The sequence below is a fragment of the Kribbella sandramycini genome, from assembly GCF_013131805.1.
GTDB classification, from domain to species: domain Bacteria; phylum Actinomycetota; class Actinomycetes; order Propionibacteriales; family Kribbellaceae; genus Kribbella; species Kribbella sandramycini.
Genome location: NZ_JABJRC010000007.1, coordinates 235,333 through 255,581 on the forward strand (window position 1 = coordinate 235,333; position 20,249 = coordinate 255,581).

17 protein-coding genes are annotated in these 20,249 nt (G+C 69.0%); 7 read left to right on the forward strand and 10 right to left on the reverse strand.

Annotated elements, in window-relative coordinates; genetic code table 11:
* Positions 1-43 precede the first annotated feature (43 nt).
* The gene (locus HPO96_RS26775; RefSeq protein WP_171677101.1) at positions 44-319 is read right to left on the reverse strand and encodes a hypothetical protein; all 276 of its coding nucleotides are present in this window, start codon (positions 317-319) and stop codon (positions 44-46) included.
* A 445-nt stretch (positions 320-764) separates the two neighbouring features.
* On the opposite strand from HPO96_RS26775, the gene HPO96_RS26780 reads away from it, so the two are divergent.
* Positions 765-1,676 (forward strand): PQQ-dependent sugar dehydrogenase, encoded by a 912-nt coding sequence (locus HPO96_RS26780; protein ID WP_337796841.1) that lies wholly within the window; start codon positions 765-767, stop codon positions 1,674-1,676.
* A gap of 112 nt (positions 1,677-1,788) precedes the next feature.
* The gene (locus HPO96_RS26785) at positions 1,789-2,406 is read left to right on the forward strand and encodes a hypothetical protein (protein WP_171677103.1); all 618 of its coding nucleotides are present in this window, start codon (positions 1,789-1,791) and stop codon (positions 2,404-2,406) included.
* A 34-nt stretch (positions 2,407-2,440) separates the two neighbouring features.
* Here HPO96_RS26785 and gatB read toward each other — a convergent pair whose 3' ends face one another.
* Genes gatB through gatC form a run of 3 tightly spaced genes read right to left on the reverse strand, consistent with a single transcriptional unit; the run spans position 2,441 to position 5,737 of the window.
* The gene (gatB, locus tag HPO96_RS26790; RefSeq protein ID WP_171677104.1) at positions 2,441-3,937 is read right to left on the reverse strand and encodes an Asp-tRNA(Asn)/Glu-tRNA(Gln) amidotransferase subunit GatB; all 1,497 of its coding nucleotides are present in this window, start codon (positions 3,935-3,937) and stop codon (positions 2,441-2,443) included.
* Positions 3,934-5,439 carry an Asp-tRNA(Asn)/Glu-tRNA(Gln) amidotransferase subunit GatA gene (gatA, locus tag HPO96_RS26795; RefSeq protein WP_171677105.1) on the reverse strand — a complete coding sequence of 502 codons (1,506 nt, stop codon included), beginning with the start codon at positions 5,437-5,439 and terminating at the stop codon, positions 3,934-3,936. The genes gatB and gatA overlap by 4 nt, the downstream gene beginning before the upstream one ends.
* A gap of 1 nt (position 5,440) precedes the next feature.
* Positions 5,441-5,737, reverse strand: a complete 297-nt coding sequence (gatC, locus tag HPO96_RS26800) for an Asp-tRNA(Asn)/Glu-tRNA(Gln) amidotransferase subunit GatC (RefSeq protein WP_171677106.1) — start codon at positions 5,735-5,737, stop codon at positions 5,441-5,443.
* A gap of 208 nt (positions 5,738-5,945) precedes the next feature.
* On the opposite strand from gatC, the gene HPO96_RS26805 reads away from it, so the two are divergent.
* Positions 5,946-6,590: an ACT domain-containing protein gene (locus tag HPO96_RS26805; protein WP_171677107.1), complete on the forward strand. Its 645-nt coding sequence runs from the start codon at positions 5,946-5,948 to the stop codon at positions 6,588-6,590.
* Between the two features lie 57 nt (positions 6,591-6,647).
* Here the strand turns inward: HPO96_RS26805 and HPO96_RS26810 are convergent, their stop codons facing one another.
* The 6 genes from HPO96_RS26810 to HPO96_RS26835 all read right to left on the reverse strand — a co-directional run bounded on the left by HPO96_RS26810 (position 6,648) and on the right by HPO96_RS26835 (position 13,815).
* Positions 6,648-6,872: a hypothetical protein gene (locus tag HPO96_RS26810; protein WP_171677108.1), complete on the reverse strand. Its 225-nt coding sequence runs from the start codon at positions 6,870-6,872 to the stop codon at positions 6,648-6,650.
* Between the two features lie 16 nt (positions 6,873-6,888).
* Complete coding sequence (locus HPO96_RS26815; protein ID WP_171677109.1) at positions 6,889-8,334, reverse strand: hypothetical protein; 1,446 nt, start codon at positions 8,332-8,334, stop codon at positions 6,889-6,891.
* Between the two features lie 84 nt (positions 8,335-8,418).
* Entirely contained in the window at positions 8,419-10,524 is a 2,106-nt protein-coding gene (ligA, locus tag HPO96_RS26820; RefSeq protein WP_171677110.1) for an NAD-dependent DNA ligase LigA, read from the reverse strand.
* 32 nt (positions 10,525-10,556) lie between these two features.
* The gene (locus HPO96_RS26825) at positions 10,557-11,525 is read right to left on the reverse strand and encodes a uroporphyrinogen decarboxylase/cobalamine-independent methonine synthase family protein (protein WP_171677111.1); all 969 of its coding nucleotides are present in this window, start codon (positions 11,523-11,525) and stop codon (positions 10,557-10,559) included.
* Complete coding sequence (mnmA, locus tag HPO96_RS26830; protein ID WP_171677112.1) at positions 11,522-12,613, reverse strand: tRNA 2-thiouridine(34) synthase MnmA; 1,092 nt, start codon at positions 12,611-12,613, stop codon at positions 11,522-11,524. Before mnmA ends, HPO96_RS26825 begins: the two co-directional genes overlap by 4 nt.
* The gene (locus HPO96_RS26835; protein WP_171677113.1) at positions 12,613-13,815 is read right to left on the reverse strand and encodes a cysteine desulfurase family protein; all 1,203 of its coding nucleotides are present in this window, start codon (positions 13,813-13,815) and stop codon (positions 12,613-12,615) included. Before HPO96_RS26835 ends, mnmA begins: the two co-directional genes overlap by 1 nt.
* 184 nt (positions 13,816-13,999) lie before the next feature.
* Here HPO96_RS26835 and HPO96_RS26840 point away from each other — a divergent pair, with 184 nt between their 5' ends.
* From HPO96_RS26840 to menC, 4 genes are read left to right on the forward strand one after another with little or no spacing between them, the layout of a single operon-like run.
* On the forward strand, positions 14,000-17,263 hold the full coding sequence (locus HPO96_RS26840; protein WP_171677114.1) for a serine hydrolase: 3,264 nt from the start codon (positions 14,000-14,002) through the stop codon (positions 17,261-17,263).
* Positions 17,263-18,351: a M20/M25/M40 family metallo-hydrolase gene (locus tag HPO96_RS26845; protein WP_171677115.1), complete on the forward strand. Its 1,089-nt coding sequence runs from the start codon at positions 17,263-17,265 to the stop codon at positions 18,349-18,351. Before HPO96_RS26840 ends, HPO96_RS26845 begins: the two co-directional genes overlap by 1 nt.
* Positions 18,348-19,127, forward strand: coding sequence for a GNAT family N-acetyltransferase (locus tag HPO96_RS26850; RefSeq protein WP_171677116.1), 780 nt, complete (start codon positions 18,348-18,350; stop codon positions 19,125-19,127). Before HPO96_RS26845 ends, HPO96_RS26850 begins: the two co-directional genes overlap by 4 nt.
* Entirely contained in the window at positions 19,124-20,224 is a 1,101-nt protein-coding gene (gene menC / locus HPO96_RS26855) for an o-succinylbenzoate synthase (RefSeq protein WP_171677117.1), read from the forward strand. The genes HPO96_RS26850 and menC overlap by 4 nt, the downstream gene beginning before the upstream one ends.
* The last annotated feature ends 25 nt before the right edge of the window (positions 20,225-20,249 follow it).

Consider the following 20,249-nt stretch of genomic DNA (forward strand, 5'->3'; position numbering starts at 1 on the left):
GGTGTTGCCCTATGCCAAGACAACACGAAACGCGAAAGTTACGTCACGAATAGTCTGCAACTTCAATCCACTCCTCGAACATTTCTCGAAGACCGGACGAGACCGCATCACCGTGACTCGATAAAGAATCTCTGAGCGATTCGACAGACATCTTGTCAAGGCTCAGGCTGAGGAAGTGCAACGGATCGACCAAAATTGCCTGCCGATCGGGAAGCACTTCATTCACGACACTTTGAACCTCTCGCGCTTCTAGTTCAGTAAGGCCCGGCAAGTCCAGCGACCAATAGAACCCTGCTTGCGTGACACGATCTCTATCCACCTCAGCACCCAACCTTGTTCAGTAGGACATCGGTCGCGAACCCCCTGACATGCCTGTATCGCAACGCATCTGAAGTTACGGGCAGCGCGTGAACGATGGAACAGGTGACCAACTGCCGCCGTCAGCGACGCCTTGCGCTCCGTGCCCGGGGGCGGCGTGCGTGGGTTGAGCGTAGGGCGGGGGTGGGCCGGGGCTCAATGTCAATTGGTGCAGTTGGGTGTGGGGTGGGTGGCTAGGTTGGGGGGACGGCGATGGAGGAGGGTCTGTGCGAGTTGTGGCGGCGGTGGCTGCGGTGGTGTTGGTTGCTGGATGTTCGGGGGCGGACGGCGAACCGGGGGCGGGTGGGTCGACTGGGCCGACCGCTACGGCTACGGGGAGTGGGGCGGCGGGGGCGGTGGGGCAGGTTGGGTTGCGGGTGGAGTCGACGGTGGTTTCGGGGTTGGAGGTGCCTTGGGGGGTGGCGTTCCTGCCGGACGAGAGTGCGTTGGTCAGTGAGCGGGACTCTGGGAAGGTGAGGCGGGTTGTCGGGGGGACAGCTGCTGAGGTGGGGACGGTGGAGGGGGTTGATCCGTCGTCCGAGGGTGGGCTGTTGGGGTTGGCGGTGGATGGGAAGGGTGAGTGGGTTTACGCGTACTACTCGACTGCTTCGGACAACCGGATTGCGAAGTTGCGGTATGCCGGGGGGAAGCTGGCGGAGCAGCGGGTGATTGTGGAGGGGATTCCGCAGGCGGCGGTTCACAACGGGGGGCGGTTGCGGTTCGGGGCGGATGGGTTTTTGTATGTGGGGACGGGGGATGGCGGGGATCGGCCGTTGTCGCAGGATGACGGGTCGTTGGGTGGGAAGGTGTTGCGGGTGACTACGGAGGGGAAGGCGGCGCCGGGGAATCCGGGTGGGCGGTTGTGGATCTCGAAGGGGCATCGGAACGTGCAGGGGCTGGCGTTCGATGAGGGGCAGTTGTATGCGGCGGAGTTCGGGCAGAACACGTGGGACGAGCTGAACGCGATCACGGTGGGGGCGAACTACGGGTGGCCGGCGGCGGAGGGGGCCGAGGGGCTGGAGGGGATGACCGATCCAATCGCGCAGTGGCGGACGAGTGAGGCGTCGCCGAGTGGGGTGGCGTTTGCCCGGGGCCACATCTTCATGGCGTCGTTGCGGGGTGAGCGGTTGTGGGCGGTGCCGGTCGCGGGTGGGAAGCGGGTGGGTGAGCCGCGGGCGTTCTTCACCGGCGAGTACGGGCGGTTGCGGACGGTCGAGGCCGCGCCGGACGGGTCGTTGTGGGTGACGACGTCGAACACGGACGGGCGCGGGGACGCCAAGGACGGCGACGACCGGATCCTCCGGGTGACGATCAGCTGAAGAGAAGTTGTTGTCTGACTGACATCTGAGCCGTCAACCGTTTCAGGATTTCGGTCGTCTGGTACTAGTGGAAGGAAACCCTTACCCACAAGCTTTTTCGACAGGAGTGGTGATGCTGACCAACCAGGTGTCCGTTGTCCCGAGCAGTGTGGTCGCTGCCGAGAGCACCTTCGAGGATGCTCAGCGGACAGTGGCCTATCTGCGAAGTTACGGGATGGAAGCGGGCAGCCTGGAGGTGGTCGGCGCCGAGCTCCGGCTGTCGCGCAGACCCGCCGCGGTCCCCGTCGTCCGGCGGACGTTTGCCAGCGCCGGCGCGGGTGCGCTGATCGGCGTCCTGAGCGGGGTGTTCGTCACGCTCGTCGCCGAGACGACGATGAGCGGGTTCGCCGTGTTGCTGTGGGGCTTCGTGTACGGCGCTCTGATCGGTGCGATGTGGGGGCTGTTCCAGGGCCTGGTGCGCAACCGGCCCGACGCTCCCCTGGTCGAGACGATCGTCCCGTCGTACTACGAGGTCCGCAGCCACGTGGACGACGTACCGGTCGCCCTGTCGCTGCTCGGCGTCGAGCCCGAGCCCGAGCCGGCGTACGAACCGGAGCCGGAACCGCAGCCCGAACCGGTGGCCGAGGTCGAGCCGGAGCCGCAGCCCGCCGTCCAGCCGCCGGTGGCCGCCAAACACCCACCGGTCAAGAAAGCTCGCGGCCGCAAACGCAAGACCGCGCAGGGCGTCTGATGTGGGGCCGGCGTGACCGGCCCCACCACTCAGCTCAGATCCCCAGTTTGGCGTTCAGCAGCTCGCGGACCTTGGCCGCGTCCGCCTGACCGCGCATGTCCTTCATGACGGCGCCGATCAGCGCGCCGGCCGCCGCGGGCTTACCGGAGTTCACCTTCTCGACGACATCCGGGTTGGCGGCGATCGCGCGCTCGATGGCCTCGATCAGCGGGCCGTCGTCGGAGACCAGCGCCAGCCCGCGCTTCTCGATCACCTCGGCCGGCGTGCCCTCACCGGCGAGCAACCCCTCGAAGACCTGCCGGGCCAGCTTGTCGTTCAGCGTGCCCTCGTCGACCAGCTTCTGCACCTCGGCGACCTGCGCCGGACCGACCGGCAGCGCGTCCAGCTCGACGCCCTGCTCGTTCGCGGACCGGGCCAGCTCACCCAGCCACCACTTCTTCGCGGCGGACGCCGAGACGCCCAGCTCGATCGTCGCGACGATCGGCTCGAGCGCATTGCCGTTGATCACGTCGCGCATCTCGAGGTCGGTGAAACCCCACTCGGTCTGCAGGCGGGCGCGGCGCAGCGCCGGGGCCTCCGGCAGCGTCGCCCGCAGCTCCTCGACCCACTCCCGCGACGGCGCGACCGGGACCAGATCGGGCTCGGGGAAGTAGCGGTAGTCGTCCGCGTCGGACTTCTCCCGCCCCGACGTCGTGATCCCGGTGTCCTCGTGCCAGTGCCGGGTCTCCTGCAGGATCTTCCCGCCGGCGTTCAGCACGGCTGCCTGCCGGGTGATCTCGTAGGTGATCGCGCGCTCGACCGAACGGAACGAGTTCACGTTCTTGGTCTCGGTCCGCGTGCCCAGCACCGACGTACCCGACGGCTTCAGCGAGACGTTCGCGTCGCAACGCAGGGAGCCCTGGTCCATCCGGACGTCGGAGACCTCGAGCGCCAGCAGCAGATCGCGCAGCTGGCTGACGAAGGCGCGGGCGACCGCGGCCGCCTTGGCCGGCGGGACCTCGATCGTCTTGGTGACGATCTCGATCAGCGGGATCCCGGCCCGGTTGTAGTCGACCAGCGAGTGCGACGCGCCTTGGATCCGGCCGGTCGCGCCACCGACGTGGGTGGACTTGCCGGTGTCCTCCTCCATGTGGGCGCGCTCGATCTCGATCCGGAACGTCTCGCCGTCGACGACAACCTCCGTCCACCCGTTGAAGGCGATCGGCTCGTCGTACTGCGAGGTCTGGAAGTTCTTCGGCATGTCGGGGTAGAAGTAGTTCTTCCGCGCGAACCGGCACCATTCGGCGATCTCGCAGTTCAGCGCGAGGCCGATCTTGATCGCGGACTCGACGCCGCGCGCGTTCACCACCGGCAGCGCGCCGGGCAGCCCGAGGCAGACCGGGCAGGTCTGCGTGTTCGGCGGCGCGCCGAACTCGGTCGGGCAGCCGCAGAACATCTTCGACTTGGTGTTCAGCTCGACGTGGACCTCCAGGCCCATGACCGGGTCGTACTGCGCGAGCGCATCCTCGATCTCGAGAACTTCAGCGGTCATCGGGTCACCTCCAGCTCCGGAGCCTTCGTCATCAGCACGCCACCCCACTGCTCGGCCAGCGCGGACTCCAGCGCGGCGCCGACGGTGTAGAGCAGGTCGTCACGCATGACCGGGGCCATCACGTGGAAACCGACCGGCAGGCCGTCCTCGTCGGCCAGGCCGCACGGGAACGACGCGGCCGCGTTACCGGCCAGGTTCGACGGGATCGTGCACAGGTCGTTCTTGTACATCGCGATCGGGTCGTTGATCCGGTCGCCGATCGCGAACGCGGTCGTCGGCGTGGCCGGCGAGACCAGTACGTCGACCTGCTCGTAGGCCTTGGCGAAGTCGCGGGCGATCAGCGTCCGCACCTTCTGCGCCTGGCCGTAGTACGCGTCGTAGTAGCCGCTCGACAGCGCGTGCGTGCCGAGCATGATCCGGCGCTTGACCTCGGCGCCGAACCCGGCCTCGCGGGACAGGCTCATCACCGTCTCGGCGCTGTTCGTGCCGTCGTCGCCGACGCGCAGGCCGTACCGCATCGCGTCGAACTTGGCCAGGTTGGACGAGGCCTCGCTCGGCAGGATCAGGTAGTACGCCGGCAGCGCGTACTCGAAGTGCGGGCAGGAGACCTCGACCACCTCGGCGCCGAGCTTGGTGAGCAGCTCGACCGCCTCGTGGAAGCGGGCCTCGACACCGGGCTGGTAGCCCTCGCCGCCGAGCTCCTTGACGACGCCGATCCGCAGCCCGGCGACATCGCCGTTCCGCGCGGCCGCGACGACCGGCGGAACGTCCTGGTTGATCGAGGTGGAGTCCATCGGGTCCCAGCCGGCGATCGCCTCGTGCAGCAGCGCCGCGTCGAGGGTCGTCCGCGCGCACGGGCCCGGCGTGTCCAGCGAGGAGGCGAGCGCGATCAGGCCGTAGCGCGACGTGCCGCCGTACGTCGGCTTGACGCCGACCGTGCCGGTGAAGGCGCCGGGCTGACGGATCGAGCCGCCGGTATCGGTGCCGATCGCGAGCGGCGCCTCGTACGCCGAGATGGCAGCCGACGAGCCGCCGCCGGAGCCGCCGGGGATCCGGGCCAGGTCCCACGGGTTGTGCGTCGTGCCGTACGCCGAGTTCTCGGTGGAGGAGCCCATCGCGAACTCGTCCATGTTGGTCTTGCCGAGGATGACGATCCCGGCGGCCTTCAGCCGCTTGACGACCGTCGAGTCGTACGGCGGCTTCCAGCCCTCGAGCACCTTCGAGCCGGCCGTCGTCGGCACGCCCTCCTGGGTCAGCACGTCCTTCAGCGCGAGCGGGACGCCGGCCAGCGGGCCGAGCTCCTCGCCGGCGGCGCGCTTGGCGTCGACGGCCGCGGCCTGCGCGAGCGCGCCCTCGGTGTCGACGTGCAGGAACGCGCGGACGGCGCCGTCCACCGCGCCGATCCGGTCGAGATGGGCCTGCGTCACCTCGACCGAGCTGGCCTGCTTGGCGGCCATCAGCTCCGCGAGCTCGGCCGCGGTCTTCCTGGTCAGATCGCTCATGTCAGTCTTCCTCCAGGATCCGCGGCACCCGGAATCGCTGCGCCTCGGAGGCGGGGGCGCCGGACAGCGCCTGCTCCGGGGTGAGGCACGGGATGTTCTCGTCGGCGCGCATCACGTTGGTCAGCGGCAGGGCGTGCGAGGTCGGCGGGATGTCGTCCGCCGCGACCTGGCTGACCTGCCCGACCAAGGCGATGATCTGGTCGAGCTGGGGCGCGAGGTGATCGAGCTCGTCATCGCTGAGCTCGATCCGCGCCAGTCGCGCCAGGTGGGCGACCTCTTCGCGGGTGATGGAAGGCATGAACTGAATCCAATGTCTCTGCAGTTGCTGGACGCGCCACCGCAAAGCCGTGGCGCTCACGTCATCCTAGAGGGCGGCTGTGACAGGTTTATTTCCTCGTCCCCGGTCACGCATCCGGAGGCACCGGGCGTGTCTCGCGTTCCGCTCTGTAACATGGGCCGCGACAGGGCGTTACGCGCAAGGTGATCGGCTGGGAGATGATCGTTCGGTGTTCCTGCTGCGATTGATCATCCCGGACCGGCCCGGCTCGCTCGGCACGGTCGCCACCGCCCTCGGCGAGGTGAGCGCCGACATCCACGCGATCGAGATCGTCGAGCACCGCCGTGAGAACGGCACCGCCGTCGACGACATCGTGGTCGACCTGCCGCCCGGTGTCCTGCCGGACCGGCTCGTCTCGGCCTGTAACAGCGTGCCCGACGTCGAGGTGATCTGGTTCTCCCGGTACGGCGCCGGCGGCGGCCTGCACATGGATCTCGAGGCCGTCGAGCAGATGACGTCGTCCCCGGCCGAGGCGATCGACCTGCTCGTCGAGCAGGGCCCCGCCGTCCTGCACGCCGACTGGGCTGCCCTCATCGACGGGACGGGCGCCGACGTCAAGGTCGCTCTGGAGACGAGCGCCACGCCGGAGTTCGGCGAGGTGGCCGCTGCGTGGCTGCCGCTGGAGAAGGCCACGACGCTGGCCGCGCCGGACCACAAGGGCCTGGCGGAGTCGGTGCTGGTCGCCGCGCCGCTGGAGTCCGACCGGCGGATCCTCGTGGTCGGCCGGCGCGGCGGGCCCGAGTTCCTCGGCTCCGAGGTCGCCCGGCTGAGTTACCTGGCCTCACTCGCGGTGACGATCCGCGCCACCGCCTGACCCCACGACACCGCGAAGGGCCCGGATCAGGATGATCCGGGCCCTTCGTCGTTGCGGTCAGACGAGCTCGAAGTAGGCAACGGCCCACAGCCCGGCGGTGATCAGCAGGATGACGACGCCGACCAGCGCGACGATCCAGATCGCCTGGCTGTCGTTACCGCTACGCTCCGGCAACTCGAACTGGGTGGGCCCCCAGGCCCCGCCGCCGGAGACCCGCTGCACTGCCTCGGGCGGCGGCTGGACCACCGTCCGTTCTTCCCGCTTCTCCCGTGGCAGCTGCACCGGATCTCCGCTCGGCTCAGGGGTAGTACGTCTCCCGCTTGATTCTAATCGACCGCGCCCAACGGTCGTCGTTGTCGCGGTTGGTGACCTCGATCCGCCACCCGGCGACGTAGGCCACCGTGGCCTTGCCGTCGGTGTGCTTGTCGGCGAACTCCTTGAGCTTGGCCGAGTCCGCGGCCTTGAGGACGCCGAACGCGTCGGTGACGGTGGCCGGCCAGGCCGCCTTGGCCTGGTCCTCGCGGGCCCGGATCTCCATCTCGACCTGGCGCAGGCCGCCGCTGGACCCGCCGAAACCGTAGATGGTCTGGCGGTCGAAGTCGCCGATCTTCTTCTCGCAGACGATCTTGCAGGTGTAGCCCTTGGCCGTCAGCCCCGCCTTGAGCTGCGCCTCGGTGGTCGCCCAGGCGACATCCGGCACCTTGAACGCCTCTTCGCCGGACTTACGCCCGGCCAGCGACACCGTGCTGTCGTTGCTCAGCCGGAACTCGCCCCACGTCGTGCCGACGCGCTCGGACTTCTGGCCGGTGGCGACGGCGTCCTGGATCTTGCGGACCTCGCTGCCGCCGAAGGCGTCGTTGCCGATCGCCTGCAGCGCACCGTCGAAGGTGACCTTGGCGTTGTTGCCGTTCTCCTCGTCACGGGTGGTGATCTGGACGCTGATGATCGAGCCGTCCTTGGTGAACTGGAAGACGGCGTCGGACTGCGTCGAGCCCTCGTACTTGAAGCAGCCGCGGTGCGCGCCCGACTCGTTGTTGAACAGGTCGCTGCACTGGTAGCCGGCGCTTTGGAGCTTCTGTGTGACGCCCTCGGCCTGACCGGCCGCGTTACCCGGGCCGCCGTCGCCGGTGCCCTGGGAGCTCCCCGGGCCTGCCGCAGGCTCGTCGTCGCCGCCGAGGCCCTTGACCACCAGGAAGATCAGCAGACCGATGAGGAGGATGCCGACGACACCGCCACCGATCAGCAGCGGCATCTTGTCCTTGCCGAGGCCACCACCTGAGCCCTTGGAGCCGCCGCCCTGCTGCCATGGCTGCTGGCCCGGCTGGCCGCCCTGCTGCTGGTGCCACCCGCCCTGCTGGCCGGACTGCTGGCCACCCTGCTGACCCCAGCCCTGCTGCTGGTACGCACCGCCCTGCGCCGGCTGGCCCTGCTGGGGCTGCTGCGGAGAACGCTGGCCCCAGCCCTGTGCGGGCTGGCTCTGCTCAGGCTGCGCGGGCTGCTCCGGCTGACCGGGCTGCGGCCGACCGGGCTGCTGGCCCCAACCGCCACCACCCTGCTGCGGCGGCTGCCCTTGCTGGGGTTGCGGCTGTTGAGGCTGGGGCTGCTGCGGCTGACCCCAGCCGCCACCGCCCTGGGAAGGCGGCTGCTGTCCCCAGCCGCCTTGCCCTCCCTGTCCCCCTTGCTGTCCGCCCGGCTGGCCCCCCGGCTGCCCAGGACCCCACGGTCCTTGCGGCGGCGTCGTCATATTTGCTCCTTTTGACCCACGTGTGGACGTGCAAAGCTAACAGTCCGACGGCTCAGGCCCGCCGCCGGATCCATCGAATCGCGGCTAGGTCGCGTCGGCCTCCGCCGTGGTCGCCACCTCCGCGGCGGCCTCGGCGCCCTGCTCGAGCAGGACCTGGAAACCTGCGGCGTCCAATATCTTCACCCCGAGCTGCACCGCTTTGTCGTACTTCGATCCGGGCGAGTCGCCGACCACGACGAACGACGTCTTCTTCGAGACCGAGCTCGCGGCCTTGCCGCCGCGGGACACGATCGCCTCGGTCGCCTCGTCGCGGCTGAACCCCTCGACCGTGCCGGTGACGACGATCGAGAGCCCGCTCAGCGTCTGCTCGACGACCGGCCCCGTCCGCTCCTGCCGCAGCACGACGCCGGCGGCTTTCCACTTGTCGACGATGGCTTGGTGCCAGTCGACCTCGAACCATTCGATCACCGCGTGGGCGATGGTCGGGCCGACGCCTTCGATCTCGGCCAGCTCCTCCTCGCTCGCGGCGCGGACCTGATCGATGTCGTCGTACACCGCGGCAAGCGCCTGCGCGGCGGTCGGGCCGACATGCCGGATCGAGAGCGCGACCAGGCCGCGGGCCAGCGGCTGCGTTTTGGCCTGCTCCAGATTGGCCAGCAGCCGCAGCGCGTTCGCCGACAAGGCGCCCGCCTTGGTGGTGAAGAACGGGCTGCGGGCCAGCGCCTCCTCGGTGAGGCCGAACAGGTCGCCCTCGTCCTTGATCAGCTCGCCGCCGATCAGCGCGTCCGCGCCCTTGAAACCGAGCACCTCGATATCGAACGCCGCGCGCCCGGCCAGGTGGAAGATCCGCTCCCGCAGCTGGGCCGGACAGGACTGCGAGTTCGGGCAGCGGATGTCGACGTCGCCCTCCTTCATCGGGCGCAGCGTCGTCCCGCAGGAGGGGCATTCGGTCGGCATCACGAACTCGCGCGCGTCGGCGGGCCGCAGCTCGACCACCGGGCCGAGGATCTCCGGGATCACGTCCCCGGCCTTGCGCAGGACGACGGTGTCGCCGATCCAGACGCCCTTGCGTTTGACCTCCTGCGCGTTGTGCAGCGTCGCGAACTCGACCGTCGAGCCGGCCACCCGGACCGGCTCCATCTTCCCGTAGGGCGTGACGCGGCCGGTGCGGCCGACGTTCACCTCGATGTCGAGGAGTTTGGTGGTGACCTCCTCCGGCGGGTACTTGAAGGCGATCGCCCAGCGCGGCGCGCTCGACGTCGAGCCGAGCGCGCGCTGCAGGTCGACCTCGTCGACCTTGACCACGACGCCGTCGATCTCGTGGTCGACCGAGTGCCGGTTCTCGCCGTAGTACGCGATGAACTCGTTCACCTCGGCGAGGGTCTCGACCTTGCGGGCCCGGTCGCTGACCGGCAGCCCCCAGGCTTTCAGCTGCTCGTACGCCGCCGACAGCCGGCCGACGTGGTAGCCCTCGACGCGGCCGAGACCGTGGACGACGAAGCGCAGCGGGCGGCTCGCCGAGACCCGGGGATCCTTCTGGCGCAAGGATCCGGCGGCGCTGTTGCGCGGGTTGGAGAACGGATCCTTCCCGGCGGCGACGAGCTGCGCGTTCAGCTCCTCGAAGTCCTCGACGCGGAAGTAGACCTCGCCGCGCACCTCGAGGAACGCCGGCAACTCCGCGCCGTTCAGCTCGTTCGGGATGCTCTTGATGGTGTGGACATTGAGCGTGACGTCCTCACCGGTGCGGCCGTCGCCGCGGGTGGCGCCGCTGACCAGCCGGCCGTGTTCGTAGACCAGGTCGAGAGCGAGCCCGTCGACCTTCAGCTCGCACAGGAACCCCGAGTCGTGGATCTGCTGCAGCGTGACCTCGCGCTCCAGCCGTTTGGCCCAGGCCTCCATCTGCTCGGCGGAGAACGCGTTGGCCAGGCTCTCCATCCGCGTCGGGTGCTGCACGGGGGTGAACAGCGTCGAGATCGGCGCGCCGACCTTCTGCGTCGGGGAATCCGGCGTGCGGAGCTCCTGGTACTGCTCCTCGATCCCTTGCAACTCGTGCATGAGCGCGTCGAAATCGGCGTCGGAGATGACCGAGCTGCCCAGGTAGTACTTCACCCGGTGCTCCTCGATCTCCTTGCTCAGCGTGGCATGCCGCTCCCGCACCTCGGCGGGCGGCGCCGGAATCTCTTCGCTCATGGGCAAAACCTACAACTGCCCGCCGACAATTCTCAGGAGTTGGCGAACTCGGCGACGACTTCCGCGGCGCGGCGGCAGAGCTCGAGCCGGGCCCGCGCGTCGTCGGCGCCGGCGAGCCCGCAGGTCGGCGTGATCACGGTTGTCCTGAGCAACGCCGGGTCGAGCCCGAGCTCCTCCCAGCGCCGCAGCAACGGCCGTGCCGTCCGCTCCGGATCGGCCAGCGCGCCGGTTGTCGGGACCAGCCCCGCGTAGAGCGTGGCACCGGCCTCGGCAGCCAGAGCGATCTGCTCCCAAGCCGGCTCGTTCAGCAACGAGATGTCCACAGCAAGCCCGGTAGCGCCGGACTTTGTGAACACCTCGATCGGTGGGCGCGCAGCGCAGCAGTGAACGACAGTCGGCGCCGCCGTGGTCAAAAGGCTCAACAGCTCAACCGCTCCGGGGCCGTCAACCGACCGATGCTTACCCCAACCGGATGCGGTCGGGATGGCACCAGCCAGAACAGCAGGCAGCGCAGGCTCGTCGAGCTGCAGCAACAGCTCGGCCCCTGGCACTCGCTTGCGCACCTCAGCAACATGCTGCTGGACGCCGGCCGCCAGCGCCTGAGCCAGGTCGCGCCGCGCGCCGTGGTCGGCCAGCACCTTGTCACCGCGCGGCAGCTCCAGCGTGGCAGCCAGAGTCCACGGACCGGTGACCTGCAGTTTCAGCGGCCCGCTGTAGCCGTAGGCGAGCTCTTCGAGCACATCGAGGTCCTCGGCCAGCAGCGAACGCGCCCTGCGCTGGTCGACACTCGCACGCGGATCACTGCCACCCGTCAGTCGCCATCCGGCCGGCTGCAGGTCCGCAGCGAGCTCGGTCAGTACGGCGATGGCCCGGCTGAGCATGTCGCCGTACGGGCGGGCCGGCAGCTCCGCCAGGAACGGTACGTCGACCGCCTCCAGCAGCACCTTCGTCCACTCCCGGATGTCCTCCCCCGGCAGCGACCCCAGACCGGTAGTGGTCATGCGTGCTGCGGGGTGACGCGAGCGACCGAGTCGATGGTGGCGGAGCCGATGACACGGGTGCCGTCGTACAGGACGACGGCCTGGCCGGGAGCTACTGCAGTGGCCGGCTCGGTGAAGGTGACGTGCACCTGGTCGTCCTCAAGGCGTGCAGTGACAGCCACCTCGTCACCGTGCGCACGCAGCTGAGCCGTCGCCTGCAGCTCCGCCGTCGGCGCCGGGCCGCACCACCGGGGCTTCGAAGCGGTCAGCCCGGTCACTGCAAGCTCCTCACGGGAGCCAACGGTGACCGTGCGCTCCACCGGGCTGATGTCCAGTACGAAACGCGGCTTGCCGTCCGCGGCCGGCGTACCGATCCGCAGGCCCTTGCGCTGGCCGACGGTGAACCCGTGCGTGCCCTTGTGCTCACCGAGCTTGTTGCCCTGCGCGTCGACGATGTCACCGGGCGCCTCCCCCAGCTGTGCGCTGAGGAACGCGGGGGTGTTGCCGTCGGCAATGAAGCAGATGTCGTGGCTGTCCGGCTTGTCGGCGACCGACAGGCCGCGCCGCGCCGCCTCTTCGCGGATCTCGGTCTTGGGCGTGTCACCGAGCGGGAAGAACGCGTGGGCGAGCTGCTCCTGGGTGAGGACGCCGAGCACGTAGGACTGGTCCTTGGCCGGGTCGACCGCGCGGTGCAGCTCACGGCCGGTCGCGGTGTCGACGATGCGCGCGTAGTGGCCGGTGACGACCGCATCGAAGCCCAGCGCCAGCGCACGCTCAAGAACGGCGCTGAACTTGACCTTCTCGTTGCAGCGCAGGCACGGGTTCGGTGTGCGACCGGCGGCGTACTCGTTGACGAAGTCCTCGACGACGTCGGCGTGGAAGCGCTCGGCCAGATCCCAGACGTAGAACGGGATGCCGATCACGTCGGCGGCCCGGCGGGCGTCCCGCGAGTCCTCGATCGTGCAGCACCCGCGGGCGCCGGTGCGGTACGACTGCGGGTTGCGGCTGAGTGCCAGGTGCACTCCGGTCACGTCGTGCCCGGCCTCTGCCATCCGCGCCGCCGCGACGGCGGAGTCGACCCCGCCGGACATGGCTGCGAGTACCCGCATCAGGTGTTCCTTCCCACGTTCTGCAGACCGGCGGACTGCGCACGCTCCACTACCGGTCCGATGTTCTCCAGTACGGCGTCGATGTCGGTCTGACTCGACGTGTGCCCCAGGGTGAAGCGCAGCGACCCGCGGGCGCGCTGGTCGTCGTACCCCATGGCAAGTAGCACGTGGCTGGGCTCTGCCACGCCGGCGTTGCAGGCCGAGCCGGTGGACACCTCGATGCCCCGGGCGTCGAGCAACAGCAACAGCGAGTCGCCCTCACAGCCACCGAAGGACAAGTGTGCATTACCAGGCAGTCGGCCCACTGGGTCGCCAGACAGCTTCGCAGCGTCGACAGTGGCCAGCACACCGTTGATCAGCTGGTCGCGCAGCCCAGTCAGCCGCAGCGCCTCCCCCGGCTGGTCTTGCACCGAGTGTTGGACGGCGACGGCGAAGCCGGCGATGGCCGGTGCGTCCAGCGTCCCGGACCGTACGTCGCGCTCCTGGCCGCCGCCGTGCTGCACGGCGGTCAGCTTGGTCTCCTTGTGCACGACCAGCGCGCCGACGCCGTACGGGCCGCCCAGCTTGTGGGCCGAGACGGTCATCGCGTCGACACCGAGCGCAGCGAAGTCCACCGGCACCTGGCCGATCGCCTGGACGGCGTCGGTGTGCACCGGGATGCCGTATTCCGCGGCGATCGCGGCGATCTCCTCGACGGGCTGCAGCGTGCCGACCTCGTTGTTGGCCATCATCACCGTGACGAACGACACCGACTCCGGCTCGCAGGCGATGGCCCGGCGGACGTCGTCCGGCCGGACGCGGCCCAGCTCGTCGACCGGCAGCCACTCGATCTGGGCGCCCTCGTGCTGGCCGAGCCAGACGGCCGGATCCAGCACAGCGTGGTGCTCGATACCGCTCAGCAGGATCCGGCGGCGGCGCGGGTCTTCAGCGAGGCGCGCCCACCACAACCCCTTCAGGGCGAGGTTGTCGGCCTCGGTGCCGCCGGAGGTGAACACGACTTCGCTCGGCTGCGCTCCGAGCGCGGCGGCGATGGTCTCGCGGGACTCCTCGACCGTACGCCGAGCCGCGCGGCCGGCTCCGTGCAGTGACGAGGCGTTACCCGTCCGGCCCAGCTGCGCCGTCATCGCCTCGATGGCCGCGGGCAGCATCGGTGTCGTCGCGGCGTGGTCGAGGTAGACCGCACGAGGGCGCAAAGAGGTCATAACACTCTCAAGGGTAAGTCCTGCGCGGATGTTCCCGATCCGCCGCCGGGATTCCGGACCCGCCGAGGCGTTCGTCCGGGTCGACGAAATCGGATCGGCTGCTTGTCGCGGAGGACGAACACAGCGGTTGCGGGGACGCCTAGCATCGGTTCCGGCAGCCGAACCGCCCCTCGAGGAGGACTTCGTGACCCGACGTCTGCGCATCGACGACCTGGCCGGCCTAGCGGTCCCTGAGCAGCCCACTCTGGCTCCGGACGGCACTCAGATCGTCTACGTCCTGCGGACAACCGATGCGCAGGCCGACCGGGACCTGCGAAGCCTCTGGCGAGTGCCCGCGGCAGGCGGCACCCCACAGCAACTCACGCGGGGCGACAGCGACACCTGGCCGGTCTGGTCACCGGACGGCAGCCAGCTGGCCTTTCTGCGCGCCAAGGACGGGCCACGGCAGCTGTGGGTACTCCCGGCAGCCGGTGGCGAGCCAGAGCAGCTGACCACGCTGCCGCTAGGGGCTGGTGCACCGCGGTGGAGTCCGGACGGCACCCAGCTCGCTTTCACCGCCCCGGTCGATACAACTCCGGGCGCTGGCGACAAGACGCCGACTGCGACCAAACGACTGGACTATCAGGCGGACGGCGTCGGCTGGCTGCGTTCTGCCCGCAAACACCTGCATATCGTCGAGGTCGCGACCAAGAAGTGCCGACAGGCCACTGAAGGCGACTGGCACGCCGGCGACCCGGCCTGGTCGCCGGACGGCAGCCAACTGGCGTTTGCCGCCGCGATGGCAGCGGATGCGGACCTCGCGCCGAAAGCACCGGCGTACGTGCTGGATGCGACGGATGCGAAGGCGAAGCCGCGTCTGGTCGGTCTGGCCGACGGAGTGGTCAATGCCGTCAGCTGGACCACCGACGGCGCGCTTCTGCTCGTCGCCAACCCCACTGGCCCGGTCGGCCACAACCATCTGCTCAGAGTCGATCTGACCGGCACAGTCACCGACCTGGCCGCGTCGCTCGACCGCAACCTGATGCCCGGCGGCCCGGCGTACCCGGGCGCGCACCCGATCGACGACGGCAGCACAGTCCTGTTCGCTGCTCGCGACCGCGGCTGCACTCACCTGTACGCCGTACCGTCAGCTGGTGGGGGCGCGGAGCGCATGTTCGGTGAACCCGACCAGAACATCTCCGGTCTGAGCGTGGTGGGCAACGTCGCCACCACAGTGCTGACGACGGCGACGTCGTACGGCGAGATCGTCACCATCGACCTGGAGGCCGGTACCAGTACGCCGCTGACGACGTACGGCGCGAAGCTGGCCGAGGTCGAGCACTTCGCCCGGGTGGAGCGCGAGTTCACCATCTCGGACGGCACTGTGGTCGCGGCTTGGTTGATTCGCGACCCCGAGGCGACAGGTGCCCAGCCGCTGCTGCTGGACATCCACGGCGGTCCGCACGGTGCCTGGAACGGAGGCGCGGACGAACTGCACGTGTACCACCAAGAGCTGGTGGCCCGGGGCTGGACGGTGCTCCTGGTCAACCCGCGCGGCAGTGACGGGTACGGCGCGGAGTTCTTCACCGGCGTCGTTGGCGGCTGGGGAACCTCTGACGGCAAGGACTTCCTGGAGCCGATCGACATACTGGTTGCCGAAGGCATCGCAGACCCGAAGCGGCTGGCCGTGGCCGGCTACAGCTACGGCGGCTATATGACCTGCTATCTGACGAGTCGTGACGACCGATTCGCCGCAGCCGTCACCGGCGGCGTGATCAGCGACCTGACGAGCATGTCCGGCACGTCGGACATGGGGCACTTCCTGCAGACGTACGAGCTGACGGACGGCGACCTGGCCGCGATGTCACCGATGACAACTGTCGACGACGTCCGGACGCCGACGCTGATCATCCACGGCGACGCCGACCGGCGCTGCCCGCTCGGTCAGGCCCAGCAGTGGCACACCGCGCTCAGAGCGCGTGGAGTCCCGTCGGAGTTCGTGATGTACCCGGACGCGGACCACCTGTTCATCCTGCAGGGCCGACCGTCGCACCGCGTCGACTTCAACCGCCGAACGCTGAACTGGGTCGAGCAGTACGCCGGTGGCCGTCCTCCGCGCATCGACGCGGCGCACTGGCAGCGCCGACTGACCACACTGGCCGCCAAGTACGACGTACCGGGTGCGACGCTCGGCATCCAGCGTGGGGACGATCTGGTCGAGGCTGCGACCGGAGTGCTGCACAAGGGCACCGGAGTCGAGGTCACTACGGACTCGCTGTTCCAGATCGGCTCCATCACCAAGGTGTGGACGGCGACGCTGGTCATGCAGCTCGTTGAGGACGGACTGCTCGAGCTGGACGCGCCACTGGTCGCAGTCCTGCCGGACCTGCAGCTGAGCGACCCGGACGTCACCAAGCAGGTCACGATGCGACACCTGCTCACCCACACGAGCGGCATCGACGGCGACGTCTTCGACGACACCGGCCGCGGTGACGACTGTCTAGCGAAGTACGCCGAGCTACTGGCGACTGTCAGTCAGAACCACCCGCTGGGCGCCACCTGGTCGTACTGCAACTCTGGCTTCTCACTGGCCGGCCGAGTGATCGAGAAGGTGACCGGCAAGACCTGGGACCAGGCACTGCGCGAACGGATCATCGCTCCGCTCGGTCTCCAGCACACCGTGACGCTGCCCGAGGAAGCGCTGATGCACCGCGCTGCGATGGGACATGTCAGTGACAACGGCTCAGAGCCGCAGATCGCACCGTTCTGGGGGCTACCGCGTTCTGCAGGCCCTGCTGGCCTCATCACCTCGACGGCGGCCGACGTACTCGCCTTTGCCCGGATGCACCTGGACGGTCAGCTGCTGCGTCCGGAGACTGCGGCTGAGATGGCCGCACTGCAGGCAGAGCTACCGGACAAGCACTCGCTGGGCGATTCCTGGGGCCTCGGCTGGATCCGCTTCGAGTGGGACGGGCAGCGGTTGATCGGGCATGACGGCAACACGATCGGTCAGTCCGCGTTCCTGCGGGTGCTGCCGACAGAGGGCCTCGCCGTTGTGCTTCTGACCAATGGCGGCAGCGCGAGCGACCTCTACGAGGAGCTGTATCGGGAGATCTTCGCCGAGCTGACCGATGTCACCATGCCTACTCCCCTGGCACCTCCGGCCGAGCCGGTCACTGTCGACCTGCAACGGCACGTCGGCCACTACGAGCGTTCCAGCGCGAAGCAGGAGGTGCTGGTCCGCGACGGGCAGGCGATCCTGCGCGTCACGCCAACCGGCCCACTGGCCGAGCAGATCGCGGCACCGACGCAGGAGCTCGCAATGACGCCGATCGATGCCACTGGCGACCTGTTCGTCGTTCAGCCACCAGGGTCGATCGGGTGGCGGCCGGTCACGTTCTACACGTTGCCGACCGGCGAGAAGTACCTGCACTTCGCAGTCCGCGCGACCCCGAAGGTGAGTGGCTGATGGACCAGATGATCGAGGACATCAGGACGCTGGTGACCTGTGAGTCGCCGTCCGACGACCTGGCGGCTGTCGCGGCCAGTGCGGACGTCGTCGCCCAGTTGGGCGCCGAGCGGCTCGGCAGCACCCCGGAGTACGTCGTCATCGACGGCCGGACGCACCTGCGCTGGCAGTTCGGTGACGGGCCGAACCGGGCACTGGTGGTCGGCCATCACGACACGGTGTGGCCATTGGGCTCCCTGGCGACGCATCCGTTCGTGGTCAAGGACGGCATCCTGCGTGGGCCTGGCTGTTTCGACATGAAGACCGGATTGGTGATGGCGTTCCACGCGATCGCAGCGTTGCCGGACCGGTCTGGCGTCACGCTACTGATCACTGGTGACGAGGAGCTGGGCTCACCGTCGTCCCGCGCCCTGATCGAAGCCGAGGCAGCGGGCTGCGTCGCCGCTCTGGTGCTGGAGGCGTCTGCTGAGGGCGCACTGAAGCTGGAGCGCAAGGGTGTGTCGAACTACGAGGTTCGGATCACCGGCCGCGCCTCACACGCCGGGCTCGAACCAGAGCTCGGTGTGAACGCATCCATCGAGGCCGCGCACCAGGTGCTTGCTATCAGCGCACTGGGCGACCCGGAGACCGGTACGACGGTCACACCGACCAAACTCGTCTCGGGGACCACCCGCAACACCGTGCCGGCCGCAGCGAGCTTTCTCGTGGACGGACGCGCCCGCACCGTCGCAGAGCAACTGCGTGTCGACGAAGCGATGCAGTCCCTCGCACCGGTGCTTCCCGAGGCCGAGATCGAGGTAATAGGTGGGCCGAACCGGCCGCCGTTCGAACGGAAGATGGCCGAAGACCTGTTCCAGCAGGCCTCTCGCATCGCCCTGCAACTCGGTCAGCCCGCACTGCGCGCGATCTCGGTCGGCGGCGCGTCCGACGGCAACTTCACCGCTGGCATCGGGACGCCGACGCTCGACGGCCTCGGCGCGGTCGGTGGCGGCGCCCACGCGGCCGACGAGCATGTAGTAGTCGCCGAGATCGCACCTCGGACCGCGCTACTCACCGCACTGATGACTGAGCTGCTGGACCAGTCATGAGCGACGTCGAACTGCGCGAGTTGGCCGAGCTGGCCGATCTGGACGCGGTGTATCGGCTCTTCGACTCGGTCTGGCACCCGGACCCGTCGAACCCGCCGGTGACCACCGAGATGCTGCGGGCGCTGACCAAGGCCGGCAACTACGTCTCCGGCGCCTACGACGGCGACGAGCTGATCGGCGCCTGCGTCGGCTTCTTCGGTGCACCCTCCGAACGGACGCTGCACAGCCACGTGGCTGGCGTGTCCGACCGAGCCCGCGGCCGGAACATCGGCTACGCGCTGAAGCTGCACCAGCGCGACTGGGCACTGCAGCGCGGCCTGATCGCGATCGAGTGGACGTTCGATCCCCTGATCCGGCGCAACGCCTATTTCAACCTGACCAAGCTCGGAGCCCGGCCCAAGGAGTACCTGGTCGACTTCTACGGCCAGATGCGTGACGAGATCAATGACGGTGACGAGAGCGACCGGCTCCTCGTGCGCTGGCAGCTGGACGCCCCGGTCGGCGGGGCATCGGTGCCGGAGGCAACCACAGTGCTCGGCCGGGGCGACGACGGGCGGCCTGTCCGCTCCGACGTACCGGCGTCCGGGCAGGCCGCGGTTGCGGTACCGATTGACGTGGAGACCCTGCGGGGCGTCGATTTCGCGGCTGCGAAGGAGTGGCGGCTCGCAGTGCGTGAGGTGCTCGGCGGACTGCTGGCGGACGGCGCGCAAGTGACCGGATTCGACCGCAACGGCTGGTACGTACTCGACCTCCCAGGAAAGGGAACAGTGGCATGAAGCTGACCGGATTCGAACTGCGGCGGATCGCACTGCCGCTGGTGGCGCCCTTCCGGACCTCGTTCGGCACCGAAACCACGCGGGACGCGCTACTGGTCCGGGCGGTCGGCGCCGACGCCGAGGGCTGGGGTGAGTGCGTAGCCATGTCAGCGCCGCTCTACTCCTCCGAGTACGTCGACGCCGCGATCGACGTACTGCGCCGGTACTTCGTCCCAGCAATGACAGGTGTCGAGCGAGGCACCCAGGTGGCACCAGCACTCGCCAAATTCCACGGACACCGGATGGCGAAGGCCGCACTGGAGACTGCGGTGCTCGACGCCGAGCTGCGGACCGAAGGGCGCACACTGGCCCGCGAGCTGGGCGCAGTACACGACCGGGTGCCCTGCGGAGTCTCTGTCGGGATCATGGACTCGATCGACGAGCTGCTGACCGCAGTGGGCGGCTACCTCGACGAGGGCTACCTGCGGATCAAGCTGAAGATCCAGCCGGGCTGGGACATCGCACCGGTGGCAGCAGTGCGCGAGCGCTACGGCGACGACGTCCTGCTGCAGGTGGACGCGAACACGGCGTACGCCGTCTCGGACGCGCGACACCTCGCTCAGCTGGACGCCTTCGACCTGCTGCTGATCGAGCAGCCGCTGGACGAGGAGGACATCCTCGGGCACGCCGAGCTGGCCAGGCAGGTCGAGACGCCGATCTGCCTGGACGAGTCGATCACCTCAGCCCGGGCGGCTGCTGCGGCGATCAGCCTTGGCGCCTGCTCGATCGTGAATGTGAAGCCGGGCCGCGTCGGCGGCTATCTGGAGTCCCGCCGGATCCACGACGTCTGCGTCGCCAACGGCATTCCGGTCTGGGCGGGCGGCATGCTCGAGACCGGGCTCGGCCGGGCCGCCAACGTCGCCCTGGCCGCGCTACCTGGTTTCACGCTGCCCGGCGACACCTCGGGCTCGTCGCGCTACTACCGAACCGACATCACCGCGCCGTTCACGCTGGACGCCGGCCACCTCGCCGTCCCGACCGGACCGGGTATCGGCGTCGAGCCGCTGCCGGACGAGCTGGCCGCGGTCACAGTCTCGACCGAGTGGCTGACGCTGTAGGAAGCGACCAATCATGAGGTCGTTT

Bases quoted from the DNA above. Each gene is read 5' to 3' on its own strand.
- ligA (WP_171677110.1), bottom strand. From the start codon at position 10,524: ATGAGCGAAGAGATTCCGGCGCCGCCCGCCGAGGTGCGGGAGCGGCAT.
- gatA (WP_171677105.1), bottom strand. From the start codon at position 5,439: ATGAGCGATCTGACCAGGAAGACCGCGGCCGAGCTCGCGGAGCTGATG.
- HPO96_RS26815 (WP_171677109.1), bottom strand. From the start codon at position 8,334: ATGACGACGCCGCCGCAAGGACCGTGGGGTCCTGGGCAGCCGGGGGGC.
- HPO96_RS26845 (WP_171677115.1), top strand. From the start codon at position 17,263: ATGGACCAGATGATCGAGGACATCAGGACGCTGGTGACCTGTGAGTCG.
- HPO96_RS26850 (WP_171677116.1), top strand. From the start codon at position 18,348: ATGAGCGACGTCGAACTGCGCGAGTTGGCCGAGCTGGCCGATCTGGAC.
- HPO96_RS26785 (WP_171677103.1), top strand. From the start codon at position 1,789: ATGCTGACCAACCAGGTGTCCGTTGTCCCGAGCAGTGTGGTCGCTGCC.
- menC (WP_171677117.1), top strand. From the start codon at position 19,124: ATGAAGCTGACCGGATTCGAACTGCGGCGGATCGCACTGCCGCTGGTG.
- HPO96_RS26835 (WP_171677113.1), bottom strand. From the start codon at position 13,815: ATGACCTCTTTGCGCCCTCGTGCGGTCTACCTCGACCACGCCGCGACG.
- HPO96_RS26825 (WP_171677111.1), bottom strand. From the start codon at position 11,525: ATGACCACTACCGGTCTGGGGTCGCTGCCGGGGGAGGACATCCGGGAG.
- gatC (WP_171677106.1), bottom strand. From the start codon at position 5,737: ATGCCTTCCATCACCCGCGAAGAGGTCGCCCACCTGGCGCGACTGGCG.
- gatB (WP_171677104.1), bottom strand. From the start codon at position 3,937: ATGACCGCTGAAGTTCTCGAGATCGAGGATGCGCTCGCGCAGTACGAC.
- mnmA (WP_171677112.1), bottom strand. From the start codon at position 12,613: ATGCGGGTACTCGCAGCCATGTCCGGCGGGGTCGACTCCGCCGTCGCG.